Source organism: Pyxidicoccus caerfyrddinensis, assembly GCF_010894405.1.
GTDB lineage: Bacteria > Myxococcota > Myxococcia > Myxococcales > Myxococcaceae > Myxococcus > Myxococcus caerfyrddinensis.
Genome location: NZ_JAAIYA010000001.1, coordinates 279905 through 295802 on the forward strand (window position 1 = coordinate 279905; position 15898 = coordinate 295802).

General features: G+C 72.0%; 1 protein-coding gene (only partly in view). It reads right to left on the reverse strand.

The features are described from left to right. Positions 1 to 15898, reverse strand: the 3' portion of a protein-coding gene (locus G4D86_RS01060; protein ID WP_163988418.1) for a non-ribosomal peptide synthase/polyketide synthase. 5360 nt of this gene lie beyond the right edge of the window; only the last 15898 of its 21258 coding nucleotides appear in the window; its start codon lies off the right edge, out of view; its stop codon occupies positions 1 to 3.

Below are 15898 nucleotides of genomic sequence, written 5' to 3' on the forward strand. Positions count from 1 at the left end.
TCAGCCTTCTCCGCGCTGGTCGCCTTCCTCCGAGACTTCATCGAGGTGCCGCGAGAGCCGGGCCGCCACCGCGTCCACGTGCGGCGCGCGCAGCGCGCTGTAGTGGTCTCCCGGCACATCCTCCACCGTGAGGAGCGACGTCACCCAGCGCGACCAGCCGTGCGTCGCATCCACGGCGTGCTCGCGCTGCGAGTCCTTCGCGCGCAGCAGCAGCACCGGCCCGCGATACTCCCCGGGCCGCCAGGCCATCTGCGCGCGCAGGTTCGCCCGCATCACGTCACGCCACGGGCGCAGGTCCGCGTCCCGCACCTCCGGCGGGAGCCAGCCCGCCTCACGCGCGTGACGGGCCACCCGAGCGAGCTGCTCCTCGTCGGACAGTCCTTCGAGCAACTCGGGCCGCAGCGTCGGCTCGGCGCCCGCCGTGCGCGCCAGGTCCATGGCCATTCCCGCGAGCAATAGCGTGCCGTCCGGCGCGTGCGAGGACATCCCCTCCGCCGGAGCGAAGCTGTCCAGCAGCACCAGCAACTCCACGCGCTGGCCCTGCCGCTCCAGCTGGCGCGCCATCTCGAAGGCCACCACGCCGCCCATGGACCAGCCGCCGAGCACATACGGCCCTTCCGGCCGCACCGCGCGCACGGCCTCCACGTACCGCCGGGCCAGTGCCTCCACCGTGTCCAACGGAGGCTCGCGTCCATCGAGCCCGGAGGCCTGCAACCCGTAGAGAGGCCGCCCCAGCTTCCGGGCCAGCTCGCGGTACGGCCCCACGGCACCGCCCACCGCGTGGACGAGGAACACCGGCGTGCCCGTGCCCTCCGCTTGCAGCGTCACGCAGTGGCGCGCGGGGCCGTCGTCGGACCTCGCGCCCTCCAGCCAGGCCGCGAGCCGCTCCACCGTGGGCGCCTCGAAGAGCGCGCGCAGGGGGACCTCCACGCCGAGTGCTTCGCGCAGCCGCGCCACCACCTGCGTGGCCAGCAACGAGTGGCCACCCAGCGCGAAGAAGTCGTCACGCCGGCCCACCCGCCCCGGCTCCATGCGCAGCACCTGGGCCCAGGCCGTGGCCAGGGACTCTTCCAACGGCGTCCGCGGAGGCTCGTATGCGGAGCCCGTGGTGCCTGCGCCGCCCTCCGGCGCGGGCAGCGCCTTGCGGTCCACCTTGCCGCTGGGAGTCAGGGGCAGCGCCTTCAGCACCGCGAAGGCCGAGGGCACCATGTACGCGGGCAGCCGCTGCGACAGGAAGGTGCGTAGCTCCGTCACGTCCACTTCGGAGCCCGTCACAGCCGGCACTACGTATGCCACCAGCCGCATGCCGCCGGGGCCGTCGTCGCGCGCCACCACCACCGCCTCGCCCACGCCCGGGTGCGTGTGCAGGGCGGCTTCGACTTCACCCAATTCGATGCGGAAGCCGCGCAGCTTCACCTGGAAGTCGAGCCGGCCCAAGTACTCCAGCGTGCCATCCGGCAGCCAGCGCGCGAGGTCGCCCGTGCGGTACAGCCGCGACCCGGGGACTCCGGAGAACGCATCCGGAACGAAGCGCTCCGCCGTCAGCTCCGGCCGGCGCCAGTAGCCCCGGCCCACCTGGATGCCACCGATGAGCAGCTCACCGGGCACCCCCACGGGCGCGAGCTGCCCATGACGGTCCACCACATGGATGCGCGTGTTCGCCACCGGCCGGCCGATGGGCACCACGGGCCGCGCATCGTCTCGCGGGCACGCGTGGTACGTCACGTCGACCGCCGCTTCCGTGGGGCCGTAGAGGTTGTGGACCTCCGCCACCGGCAGTCGGGCCTGGGCGCGGCGGACCACTGGCGCGGGCAAGGCCTCGCCACTGCACACCACGCGGCGCAGGTGCGTCAGCCGCTCCAGCCCGGGCTCCTCCACGAAGGCCTGCAACATGGACGGGACGAAGTGCGCGGTGGTGACGCGCTCCTGCTCCATCAGTCGCACGAGGTACTCGGGGTCCTGATGCCCACCGGGCCGCGCCAGCACCAACCGTGCGCCCGTCATCAGGGGCCAGAAGAACTCCCACACGGACACGTCGAAGCTGAACGGCGTCTTCTGCAACACCGTGTCGGCCGACGTCAGCCCATACTCCCGCTGCATCCACAGCAGGCGGTTGACGATGCCCGCGTGCGCGTTCATCGCCCCCTTGGGCCGGCCCGTACTCCCCGAGGTGAAGATGACGTAGGCCAGCGAGTCCGGGCCGGCGAGCGGTTCGAGACGGGAAGCGTCTTCACGCGCCACCGCGTCCCAGTCCGCATCCAGGCACAGCACCCGCGCGGAGTGCGGAGGCAACACGTCCTTCAACCCCCGCTGGGTGAGGAGCACCGAGGCGTCCGAGTCCTCCAGCATCCACGCCAGGCGCTCGCGAGGGTACGCCGGGTCCAACGGCACGTACGCACCGCCGGCCTTCAGCACGCCCAGCAGTGCCACCACCAGATCCAGCGAGCGCTCCAGGCAAACGCCCACGCGAGTCTCCGGCCCCACGCCCAGTGAGCGCAGATGGCGCGCGAGCTGGTTGGCCCGCGCATCGAGCTGCACATAGCTGAGCGCCGAGTCCTCGAAGCGCACCGCCTCCGCGTCCGGCGTGCGCGCCACCTGCGCCTCGATGAGCGAGTGCAGGCACACGTCGCGCGGGTACGCCTCCTCACGTCCCTGGAAGTCCACCTGGAGCCGCCGTTGCTCCTCGGCGGTCAGCAGGCGCAGCTCGGACAGGCGCAGCTCCGGCCTGACCGTGACGGCCTCCAGGAGCACCCGCAGGTGGTCGACCAGCCGGCGCACGGACTCCTCGCGGAACAGGTCCGTGCGGTAGCCAATCTGCCCGCGCACGCCGCCAGGCGTCTCGACGAAGCCCACGGTGAGGTCGAACTTGACGGTGTCACTCTCCACGGCGACGGGATGAAGCGAGAGCGAGCCATCCCCGCGCGCGCCCGGCGTCGCCGCGTCGGGCGTGTTCTGGAGGATGAGCATCACCTGGAACAGCGGCGAGCGGCCCAGGTCACGTTGCGGCCGCAGCTCCTCCACCAGCTTCTCGAATGGGATGTCCTGGTGGGCCTGCGCGCCAAGGGTTGTCTCGCGCACGCGTCCCAGCACTGCGCGGAAGGACGGGTCTCCATCCAGTCGAGTCCGCAGGGCGAGCGTGTTGATGAAGAGGCCCACCAGCCCCTCCAGCTCCGCGAAGCGCCGGCCGGCGATGGGCGTGCCGACGACGACGTCATCCTGTCCGGAGTGACGCGACAGCACGACCTGGAACGCACCCAGCAGGGCCATGAAGAGGGTGACGCCCTCCTCCCGGCACAGGGACTGGAGCCCGCGCGACAGCTCGGGGCTGAGCTGGAACTCGAAGCTCGCGCCCCGCGAAGACGGCACGGGAGGACGCGGGAAGTCCGTGGGCAGTTCCAGCGCATGCGGCGCCCCGGCCAGATGTTCCTTCCAATAGGTGAGCTGTGACTCCAATACCTCGTCACGCAGCCATTCGCGCTGCCAGACGCAATAGTCCGCGTACTGGAGCGGCAGCTCCGGCAGGGTCGAAGACCTCCCCGCGACGAAGCCCAGGTAGAGGGCCTCCAGCTCGCGGACGAGCACACCCGAGGACCAGCCGTCGCAGACGATGTGGTGCAGCGTGAGGAGCAGCAGGTGCCGTTCCTCGGACAGGCGCAGCAGCGAGACGCGCAGCAGCGGCCCGTGCGCCAGGTCGAAGGGACGCGTCGCTTCCTCGCGGGCCAGCAGCCGTGCCTCGGCCTCGCGGTCCTCGCGTGCGCGCAGGTCCGTCACCGCCAGCCGGACGGGCCCCGGCGGTGCGATGACCTGGATGGGGACGCCGCCCTCATCCGGGAAGCGGGTGCGCAGGCTCTCGTGCCGGCGCACCAGCTCCGTGAAGGCGCGCTCCAGGGCCGCCACGTCCAGCCGTCCCTCAACGCGCAGCACGGTGGGCACGTTGTACGTCGCCCCGCCTGGCTGCAGCCTGTCCAGGAACCACAGGCGCTGCTGCGCGAAGGACAGCGGCAGCGGGCCGCCTCGGGGCACGGGACGGAGCGCGGGCAGCGCGAGGCTCCGCGTCGCCTGCTCCACCTGCACGGCGAGCGACTCCACGGTGGGCGCATCGAACAGGACGCGCAAGGGCACCTCCACGCCCACGGTGCTCCGCAGGCGTGACACCACCTGCGTGGCCAGCAGCGAGTGTCCGCCCAGCTCGAAGAAGTCGTCGTGGACTCCCACTCGCTCCACGTGCAGCAACTCCGTCCAGAGCGCGGCGAGCTGTGCCTCCAGCGCGGTGCGCGGCGCCACGTACTCCCGGGCCCGGACCGCCAGCGCCCCTTCCGGCGCGGGCAGCGCCTTGCGGTCCACCTTGCCGTTGGACGTCAGCGGCAGGGCGGGCAGCACTGCGATGGCGGCGGGCACCATGTACTCCGGCAGCCGCTCCTTGAGCGCCTGACGCAGCGAGGCCACATCCACCGAGGCCCCCTCCTCCGCTACCACGTACGCCACCAGTCGCTTGTCGCCGGGCGCGTCCTCTCGCACCACGGCCACGGCTTCACGCACAGAGGGGAGGCGCGCCAGGGCGGACTCCACCTCGCCCGGCTCGATGCGGAAGCCGCGCAGCTTCACCTGGAGGTCCGTGCGACCGAGGTACTCCAGCGTGCCGTCGGCCCGCCAGCGCGCCCTGTCTCCCGTGCGATACAGCCGCGCACCGGGCGTGCCCGAGAACGGGTCTGGCACGAAGCGCTCGGCGGTGAGGGAAGGCTGGCCCAGGTAGCCCCGCGCCAAGCCCACGCCGCCGACGCACAGCTCACCGTGTACCCCCACGGGCAGCGCGTGCAGCGCCGCGTCCACCAAGTACACCCGGAGGTTGGCCCAGGGCCGGCCGATGTTCAGCGGGGCCCCGGGCCGCAGCGGCTCGGAGATGGAGGCGCACACCGTCACCTCCGTGGGGCCATACGCGTTGAACAGCCGCACGCGGCCGCCCCAGCGCTCCACCACCTCGGACGTGAGGGCCTCTCCCGCGGCGACGAGCGTCTCCAACGACGAGAAGTCCTCCGGGGCCACCTGCGCCAGCACCGACGGAGTCAGGGTGACGGCGGAGATGGACTCCTCGCGAGCCAGCGTGCGCAGCGGCTCGCCCGGCAGCAAGCGCTCCCTCGGGGCGAGCACCAGCGTGGCGCCGGAGAGCAGCGCGCCGAACAGCTCCCACACGGAGGCATCGAAGCCGATGGAGAAGAACTGCAGCACGCGACTGCCGGGCCGCAGCGACATGGCCGCGCCCGCACGCAGCGCCGTGTTGCACAGGCCCCTGTGCTGGAGCAGCGTGCCCTTGGGACGCCCCGTGCTGCCCGACGTGTAGATGATGTAGGCGAGGCTGTCCGCGACCGCGCCACTCTCGGGAGCCGTCGTGGGCCGCGCATCGATGAGCGCCGCGTCCGCGTCCAGCAGCACGAGCTGTCCACCGCCCGAGGGCAGCTCGTCAGCCAGTGCCTCCGTCGTGACGAGCACCGGTGCCGCGCTGTCGCGCAGCATGTACGTGAGCCGCTCCACGGGCTGGCTCGCATCCAGGGGCATCCAGGCGCCACCGGCCTTGAGGATGCCGAGGATGCCGACCACCGTCTCCAGCGAGCGCTCCACGCACAGCGCCACCGGCACGTCGGGCCGGACGCCCAGCGCGCGCAGGTGATGCGCGAGCTGGTTGGCCCGTGCCTCGAGCGCCGCATAGGTGAGCGACTGGCCCTCGAAGCGCACGGCCACCGCGTCAGGCGTACGTGCAGCCTGGGTCGCGAAGAGGTGGTGCGCGCACGCGTCGCGGGGGAAGTCCCGCTCCGTGTCGTTCCACTCCACGAGGACCTGGCGCCGCTCCTCCGAGGACAGGAGGGAGAGCGTGGAAACACGTGCCTCGGGCCGGGCCGCCGCGGCCTCCAGCACCGTGCCCAGGTGCCGCACCAGCCGGTCGACCGTCTCTTCCGTGAAGAGGTCCGTGCGGTACTCGCAGGCGCACTCCAGGCCTCGGGCCGTCTCCGCCATGGACAGCGTGAGGTCCAGGCGTGACGTGCCCGCATCCACCGGCTCGCCACGCAGGGTGAGGCCGGGCACCGTCAGCTCGGTGACGGGCTGGTTCTGGAGCACCAGCTTCACCTGGAACAGTGGCGCGTGGCCCTGGCTGCGCTCGGGGTTGAGCGCACGGACGACCTCCTCGAAGGGCACGTCCTGGTGCGCGTAGGCGCCGAGCGTGGCCCGCCGCACGCGGCCCAGCAGCTCGTGGAAGGAGGGGTCGCCCTCCAGCCGGGCGCGGATGGCGAGCTGGTTGATGAAGAAGCCGATGAGCCCCTCCGTCTCCGCCCGGTTCCGGTTCGCGATGTCCGTGCCGACGACGAAGTCCTCCTGGCCGGAGTGGCGCGAGAGGACCACCTCGAAGCCCGCCAGCAGGGCCATGAACAGGGTGGCGCCCTCACGGCGGCACAGCGCCTGGAGCGAGGCCGCCAGCTCGCGCGGCAGCACGCGCGTGAGCATGGCTCCCTGCCGTCCCTGCACGGCCGGACGGGGGAAGTCGGTGGGCACCTCCAGCACCGGCGGCGCGCCCGCGAGGTGCTCGCTCCACCAGGAGAGCTGCGCCTCCAGCGCTTCACCCTGGAGCCACTCGCGCTGCCACAGCGCGTAGTCCGCGTACTGCACGGGCAACACGGGCAGCTCGGGAGCACGGCCCTCGCGGAAGGCCGCGTAGAGCATCGCGGACTCACGCACCAGCACGCCCATGGACCAGCCGTCCGAGACGATGTGGTGCATCATCACCAGCAGCAGGTGCCGCGACTCGGACACCCGCACCAGCGAGGCGCGCAGCAGCGGGCCGCGCGTCAGGTCGAACGGGCGTCGCGCCTCTTCGTATGCCAGCCTCCGGGCCTCGGCCTCGCGTGCGCCCTCGGGCAGCGGGGTCAGGTCCACCACGGGCAGGGACACGGGTGCGGGCGCGTGGATGACCTGGACGGGGCCATCCTGGAAGGTGGTGCGCAGCACTTCGTGGCGGCGCACCAACTCCGTCAGGCCGCGCTCCAGCGCGCCCACGTCCAGCGTGCCCTCCAGCCAGAGCACGACGGGCATGTTGTAGAAGGCGCTTCCTGGCTCCAGCCTGTCGAGGAACCACAGGCGCTGCTGCGCGAAGGACAGCGGCAGTGCGCCGGTGCGAGGTACGGGCACCAGCGGCGGTGGCTGCAAGGAGGAGCCCGCCAGGGCCTCCACGCGCGCGGCGAGCCCGGCCACGGTGGGTGACTCGAACAGCTCGCGCAGCGGCACCTCCACTCCCACGGTGCTCCGCACGCGCGACACCACCTGTGTGGCCAGCAGCGAGTGGCCGCCCAGCGCGAAGAAGTCGTCGTGGCGACCTGGCTTCTCCACCCGCAGCACCTCGGCCCAGATGGCCGCGAGCTGTTCCTCGGTGGGAGTGGCCGGAGCCTCGTAGGTGGCCCCGGCGGAGGCGCTGTCCGGAGCGGGCAGCGCCCCACGGTCCACCTTGCCGTTGGGCGTGAGGGGGAACGCGTCCAGCGGCACGAAGGCCGTGGGCACCATGTACTCCGGCAGCCGCTGCTTGAGGAACGCACGCAGCGCCGCCGAATCCGGCGCGGTGTCCTGGTGGGTGAAGTACGCCACGAGGCGCGGGTTGCCGGGCACGTCCTCGCGCACCCGCACCAGGGACTCGCGCACCGCCGGGTGTTGCGCCAGCGCGGACTCGATTTCTCCCAGCTCGATGCGGAAGCCGCGCAGCTTCACCTGGAAGTCGGTGCGGCCCAGATACTCCAACGTGCCGTCGTCGAGCCACCGTACCCGGTCGCCGGTGCGGTACATGCGTGCGCCCGGCGTGGCGCTGAACGGGTCCGCCAGGAAGCGCTCCGCCGTGATCTCGGGCCGGCGCAGGTAGCCGCGCGCGAGGCCTGCTCCAGCGATGAACAGCTCCCCAGGCACGCCTGGCGGCACAGGCCGCAGGTGCGCATCCAGCACGTACACCCGCATGTTGGCCAGCGGTCCGCCCAGGGTGGGACGGGTGCCGGGCCGCACCGCGAAGGCGGTGGCGTCCACGGTGCACTCGGTGGGGCCGTAGACGTTGAAGGTGCGCGTGCGCGGCGCGGTGGCCAACTCCCGCCACAGCGCCTCGTCGATGGCCTCACCACCGGGTACCAGCAGGCGCGGCGAGCTCGCGTCTCGCAGCAGACCGTCCCGCACCAGCAACCGCAGCAGCGACGGAGTGCAGTCCAGCACGTCCACGCGGTGCCGCCGCAGCCAGCCCCGCATGGCGTCCGGGTCCTGGCGCGTGCCCTCGGGAACGATGCACAGGCAGTGGCCGTCGAGCAGTTGAACGAGCTGCTTCACGGAGGCGTCGAAGGCCAGCGGCGCGTTGACGCTCACCCGCAGCCCTGAGGGCTGGCCGGCATACACAGTGCGCGCCAGTGCATGGCGCAGGTTGAGCACCGAGCGGTGCCGCACCATGACGCCCTTCGGCGTGCCCGTGCTCCCGGACGTGTAGATGACGTAGGCGAGGTTGTCGGCGGAGGCAGACGGCGCGGGAGCGTGCGACGGCAGCGAGGACGGCAGCGCATCCGCCGCGTCGAGGCACAACACGCGAGCCACCGAGGGCGTCCAGCCGTCCACCTGCCGCCGGTGGGTCAGCAGCACTGGAGCGCCGCAGTCCTGGAGGGTGAAGTCCCGCCGCTGCGCGGGCCACGCCGGGTCCATGGGCACGTAGGCCCCACCGGCCTTCATCACGCCCAGCAGTGCAACGACCATGTCCACGCCGCGTTCGAAGCACAGCGCCACGGGCACGTCGGGCCCCACGCCCAGCACACGCAGGTGGTGCGCGAGCTGGTTGGCCCGCGTGTCGAGCTGCGCGAAGGAGAGAACGGACTCCTCGAAGGACACGGCGGGTGCGTCGGGCTTGCGGCCCACCTGGAGCTCGAAGGCCTGGTGCACGGTCGAGTCCACCGGGACGTCCACGGTGGTTTCGTTCCACTCGCGCAGCACCTGCTCGCGCTCGGAGGGCGGCAGCAGGTCCAGCTCGGACAAGCGCTGCTCCGGGTTGGAGGCGATGGCCTCCAGCAGCACCTGGAAGTGCCGCGCCAGGCGCTGACCCGTGGCCTCCGTGAAGAGGTCTGCGCTCAACTGCAGGTGGCCCTGGAAGCCCTCGGCGGTCTCGGACAGGTCGAGGCCGAGCTCGAACTTGGCCAGGTCGCCGCCAACGCCGTCCATCGAACGGAAGGTCAGCGATGGCAGACTGACCTCCTGCGCCGGAGCGTTCTGCAGGACGAAGAGGGCCTGGAAGAGCGGCGAGCGGTTCAGGTCGCGCGACGGCTGGAGCTCCTCCACCAGCTTTTCGAAGGGGATGTCCTGGTGCTCGTAGGCACCGAGCGTCATCTCCCGCACCTGCCGCAGCAGCTCGCGGAACGACAGCGCACCTTCCGGACGCGCGCGCAGGACGAGCGTGTTCGCGAAGAAGCCGATGAGGCCCTCGGTCTCCGCATGCCGACGACCGGCGATGGGCGAGCCGACGACGATGTCCTCCTGGCCCGAGTAGCGCGCCAGCACCGTCTGGTACGCCGCCAGCAACAGCATGAAGGGCGTTGCCCCCTCACGCTGGGCAATCGCGTTGAGCGAGTCGCTCAGTCGACGTGACAGGCGCACCGGCACGCGGACGCCTCGACGCGAGAGGACGGGCGGACGCGGAAGGTCCGTGGGCAGCTCCAGGTGCGGCGGCGCACCGGCGAGCCGCTGCTTCCACCAGCCGAGCTGTGCATCCAGCACCGCGCCATGCAGCCAGCCGCGCTGCCACACCGCGTAGTCCGCGTACTGCACGGGCAGCGCTGGGAGCGGTGACGGCAGGTCGCGCGTGAAGGCGTCGTAGAGGGCCGCCAGCTCGCGGACGAGCACGCCCGCGGACCAGCCGTCGGAGACGATGTGGTGCAGCACGAGCACCAGCACGTGCTCTTCGGAGGACAGCGTCAGCAGCGCCGCACGGAACAGGGGCCCGCGCTCCAGATTGAAGGGACGCTGCGCCTCCCGCTCCACCTGCCGGCGCGCCTCAGCCTCGCGCTCGGAGGCTGGCAGGGTGCCCAGGTCCACCGCGCGGAAGTCGAGCACCGGCTCCGGGGCGATGATCTGCACGGGCACGCCGTGGTCCGCGCGGAACGTCGTGCGCAGCGAGTCGTGGCGCAGCGACAGCGCGTGGAGGGCACGCTCCAGCACCTTCGCGTCCACGGGGCCCATCAGCCTCACCGCCGCGGGCACGTTGTAGGAGGCGCTCCCCGGCTCGAGCTGGTCCAGGAACCAGAGGCGCTGCTGTGCGAAGGACAGCGGCGGGGCCGCGCTCCGGTCCGCCCTCGGCGTCAGCGGCGGAGCGGCCCCGGCGTCACCCGTGCGGCCCCGCCGTTCGATTCGCTCGGCGAGCGCGGCGACAGTGGGGGCCTCGAACAGCTCGCGGATGGGCAGCTCGATGCCCAGCGTGGCACGCAGCCGGGCGACGACGCGCGTGGCCAGCAGCGAGTGTCCACCCAGCTCGAAGAAGTGCCCGTGCAGGCCCACCTGCTCCAGTCCCAGCACCTCCGCGAAGACGCTGGCCAGCGCCTGCTCGGTGTCGGTGCGCGGGGCGACGTAGCCCTCGCGCGCTCCGGCCGCGAAGTCCGGCGCGGGCAGGGCCTTGCGGTCCACCTTGCCGTTGGACGTCAGCGGCAGGGCCTCCAGCACCACGAAAGCCGACGGCACCATGTACTCCGGCAGGGCTCTGCTCAGGACGTCACGCAGGGCCTCGGGCTCCAGCACGCGGCCCTCGCGTGCAGTCACGTACGCCACCAGGTGCTTGTCGCTGGCGGTGGCCGCGCGGGCCACCACCACCGCCTCGGCCACGTCCTGGAGCTTTCGCAGCGCGGACTCCACTTCGGCCAGTTCGATGCGGTAGCCGCGCACCTTCACCTGCGCGTCGGCGCGGCCCAGGAACTCCAGCACGCCGTCCTGCCTCCAGCGGGTCAGGTCTCCCGTGCGGTACAGCCGCGCTCCGGGCACGCCGGAGAAGGCGTCCGGCACGAAGCGCTCCGCCGTCAGGGCCGGCTGCTCCACATAGCCGCGCGCCACGCCATCACCGCCGATGAACAGCTCTCCCGTGACGCCCACGGGCACCGGCTGGCCCTGCGCATCCAGCACGTACACCCGCGTGTTGCCGATGGGACGGCCGATGGGCACCCCACCCTCCACCTGCTCCACGCGCGTCATCCGGTGGCAGGAGGCGAACAGCGTCGTCTCGGTGGGCCCGTAGCAGGCCGTCACCGGAATGCGCAGCGTCTCCAGGACGCGGCGCACGTGCGGCGCGGAGACCACGTCGCCACCGGTGAGGAGCTGCTTCACCGTGCGCAGGCCGTCGAGGTGGCTGTCCACCATCTGCGAGAAGAGGCCCGCGGTGAGGTGGAGCGTCGTCACGCCGTGCCGCACCAGCACCGCCTCCAGCTCGTGCGCGTCGGACGGTGAGCCGGGTGGGAAGACCACCAGTCGCCCGCCGTGCAGCAGCGATCCCCACAGCTCCAGCGTGGAGGCGTCGAAGGAGATGGGCGCGATGAGGAGGAACGTCTCGTCCGGACCGAGGTGCGCGTAGTCGTTGCCGAAGACGGTGCGAAGCACGGCCGCCTGCGGCGTCCCGACGCCCTTCGGCCGGCCCGTGGAGCCGGAGGTGAAGTCGATGTACGCGAGGCTCTCGGGCAGCGAAGTGATGGGGGGCGCGGACGTCGGCTGGCGCGCCAGGGACAGCTCGTCCAGCAGCACCGTGCGCATCCCCGCAGAGGGCATTCCGAGCCGCAGGCTGTCCGTGGTGAGGAGCACCGTCGGGCGCGCGTCCTCCACCATCACCGCGAGCCGCTCGCGCGGGTAGGACGGGTCCAACGGCACGTACGCGCCGCCTGACTTGAGGATGGCCAGCAGCGCCACCACCAACTCCAGCGAACGGTCCAGGGCAATGGCCACGCGCGAGTCGGTGGACACGCCCAGGCTGCGCAGGAACCACGCGAGCTGGTTGGCCCGTGCATCCAGCTCCCCGTAGGTGAGCCGCTCGTCCTCGAACTCCACCGCCACCTTGTCCGGATGGCGCGCGACCACCTGGGCAAACACCTCGGGCAGCGTGCTGCCCCGGGGGTACTCCGAGGCCGTGGCGTTCCAGTCCACCAGCACCTGCCGTCGCTCGGCCCCGGTGAGCATGGACACGGAGGCCAGGGGGGCCTCGGGCCGGTCGACCACGGACTCCACGAGCACGCGGAAGTGCTCCACCATGCGACGGGCGGTAGCGGCCTCGAACAGGTCGGTGTTGTAACCGAGGAAGCCGGAGTAGCCCTCGTCCGACTCCGCGAGGTTCAGCTCCAGCTCGAACTTCACCGGAAGGTCATCGACCTGGAGCGGACTCAGCGACAGCCCCGGCATCCGGAGCTCGGGCAGTGGTGTGTTCTGCACCGCGAACAGCACCTGCACGAGCGGATTGCGGCTCAGGTCGCGCTCCGGCTTCAGCGCATCCACCAGTCGCTCGAAGGGCAGGTCCTGATGGGCGTAGGCGCCCAGGGCCGCCTCCTTCACCTGGCTCAGCACGTCGCGGAAGGACATGCGTGCGCCCACGCGCGAGCGCATCACCAGCGTGTTGACGAAGAGGCCGATGAGCCCCTCCAGCTCTCCGCGCTGGCGCCCCGCGATGGGCGAGCCGACGCTGACGTCCTCTTGTCCCGAGTACCGGGAGAGCAGCACCTGCCACGTGGCCAGCAACAGCATGAAGGGCGTCACGCCCTCCTGCTGGCAGAGGGCGTTCAATCGGTCGGCCACCGCGCGAGGCAGGACCACCGGCAACTGTGCGCCGCGGAAGGTCCGCACCGGCGGGCGGGGCCTGTCCGTGGGCAACTCCAGCGGGGTGATGCCCACGAGCTGCTCACGCCACCACGCGAGCTGCGCGTCGAGCACCGCACCGTCCAACCACTGGTGCTGCCAGACCGCGTAGTCCGCGTACTGGATGGACAATGGAGGGAGCGGAGAGGGCCGGCCCGAGGACAGGGCCTCGTACAGCGCGGCCACCTCGCGCACCAGCACGCCCAGGGACCAGCCGTCGGCGACGATGTGGTGCAGGTTCAGGACGAGCACGTGCTCCCGCTCAGCCAGCTTCAACAACAGCGCGCGCACGAGCGGACCCGTGGCGAGGTCGAAGGGCTTCCGCGCTTCCGCTTCCAGACGTCGGCGGGTCTCCGCCCTTCCCTCTCCCGGCGTCAGGCCGCTCAGGTCCACGTGCTCCAGCGGGAGCCGGACGTCGGACGTGACGTACTGCACGGGCCGGCCCGCGGCGTCCACGACGAAGGTGGTGCGCAGAGACTCGTGGCGAGCCACCAGCTCGCGCAAGCCGCGGTGCAGGACCTCCGTGTCCAGCGCTCCCTCCAACCGGACGAAGGCGGGCAGGTTGTAGGTGGCGGTGCCGGGCTCGAGCTGGTCGATGAACCACAGTCGCTGCTGCGCGAAGGACAGCGGCAGTGCCCCCGTGCGCGGCACGGGGACGATGGCGGGAGCGCCGTCCCCCGGTCGGGCCGCGTCAATTCTCGCGGCGAGGTCGGCGAGCCTCGGGGCTTCGAAGAGGGCTCGAAGCGGCAGCTCCACGTCGAAGGTGGAGCGCACCCGCGAAACGAGCTGCGTGGCGAGCAGCGAGTGTCCGCCCAGCTCGAAGAAGTGGCCGCGCAGGCCCACGCGCTCCAGACCCAGCACCTCTGCGAAGAGGCCCGCCAGTGACTGCTCGGTGGCGGTGCGCGGGGCCATGTAGCCTTCGCGCGCCGCGATTCCCAGGTCCGGCGCGGGCAGGGCCTTGCGGTCCACCTTGCCGTTGGGCGTCAGGGGCAGCGCTTCCAGCGCCACGAAGGCCGACGGCACCATGTACCCGGGCAGGTGCTTCTGGACATGGGCCCGCAGCGCCTCCACCGCGAGCGGCGGCGACGTGGGGACGACGTAGGCCACCAGCCGCGCATCCCCGGCCACGTCCTCCCTCGCGACGACCACGGACTCGCGCACGAACGGGTGCTGCGCCAGCACGGACGCAATCTCCCCCAGCTCGATGCGGAAGCCGCGCACCTTCACCTGGAAGTCCACGCGGCCGAGGAACTCCACCGTGCCGTCCGCGCGCCAGCGGGCCTTGTCTCCCGTGCGGTACATGCGACCACCGGGACGTGCGCCGTACGCGTCCGGCAGGAAGCGCTCCGCCGTCAGCTCCGGCCGGCCGAGGTAGCCGCGCACCACGCCCTCACCCGCGATGTACAGCTCGCCCGCCACGCCCACGGGCACCGGCCTCAGTCCTTCGTCGAGCACGTACAGCGACGTGTTCGCGATGGGCGTGCCCAGCGGCACCGGGCCTGTCACCTCGTTCACCGGGTGCGTGGAGGACCAGATGGTGGTCTCCGTCGGGCCGTACATGTTGTGCAGCACGGGCACGCGCTCGCGCAGGGCGCGGGCCAGCTCCGGCGGCAGGGCCTCGCCGCCCACGAGGAGCTGGCGCAGTTGACCCAGTGCCTTCGCGGACTCGGGCTCCTGGCTCAGCGCGCGCGCCATCGACGGCGTGCACTGGAAGTGCGTCACCCCATGTCGACGCACGGACTCCGCGAACCACGTGCGCGTCCCCGTGTCGCCCTGCACCACCACCTGGAAGCCGCGCGCCAGCGTCCACAACAGCTCCAGCACCGAGATGTCGAAGGACATGCTCGTCACCGCGAGCCACACGCCTCCATCGGCTGGCCCCAGCCGCGCGTCCATGGCCGTGAAGAAGTTGGCCACCGTGCGGTGCGGCACCATCACCCCCTTGGGGCGGCCGGTGCTGCCGGACGTGTAGATGGCATACGCGAGGCTCTCCGCCTCCGCGCCACCGGGCAGGTCGCCATCGTCCAGGGCCGCGAGCCGCGCTTCGTCCGTGTCCAGGCACACCACGGCCACTCCGTCGCGCGTAAGCGCCTCCGCGTGCCCCGACTCCGTCACCCGTACCCGGGCCCCCGAGTCCTCCAGCATGTACGTCAGGCGCTCGCGCGGGTACGCCGGGTCCAGGGGCACGTAGGCGCCCCCCGCCTTGAGCACGCCCAGCAGCGCCACGCCCAGCTCCAGCGAGCGCTCCTGGTGCACGGCCACGCGAGAGTCCGGTCCCACGCCAAGCGCACGCAGGTGCCGCGCGAGTTGGTTGGCGCGCGCGTTGAGCTGCGCGTAGGTGAGCCGCGCGTCCCCGAAGCACAGGGCCACCGCTTCTGGCGTCCGTGCCACCTGCGCCTCGAAGAGCCGGTGGATGGGCGCCGCCGGGAAGTCGGTGGAAGGAACGTTCCATTCCACGAGCACCCGCCGCCGCTCCTCCTCGGAGAGCATGGGCAGCTCCGCCACCGGCCGGGCCGCATCACCGGCGAGGCCCACCAGCAGGTTGCGCAGGTGCGCCATCATCCGCTGGATGGCCGCCGCGTCGAAGCGGCCGGAGTCGTAGGCGAGCTGGAGCAGCAGCTCGCGGCCCGGCATCGCCGTCAGCGTCAGCGGATGGTGGTCCACCTCCAGCGAGCGCGCGTCGCGCACGGCCAGCTCGTCCGACGGCGCGTTCAGCGCGGCGTCCACCGGATAGTTCTCGAAGATGACCAGGCTCTCGAACAACGGCTGGCCCGGGGGCACGTCGCTCCAGCGACGCACCTCCACCAGCGGCGCCAGCTCGTGCTGCCGTGCTTCCAACAACCACGCCTGGAAGGCCTTCAGCCACGACCCCACCGGCTGGGACGGCGTCAGCCGCACGCGCACGGGGATGGCGTTGATGAACATGCCCACCATGCCCTCGACGCCGGCCAGCGCCGCGGGGCGCCCGGAGACCGTCACGCCGAAGACCACGTCGTCATGGCCGCTGTAGCGCCCGAGCAGCAGTGCC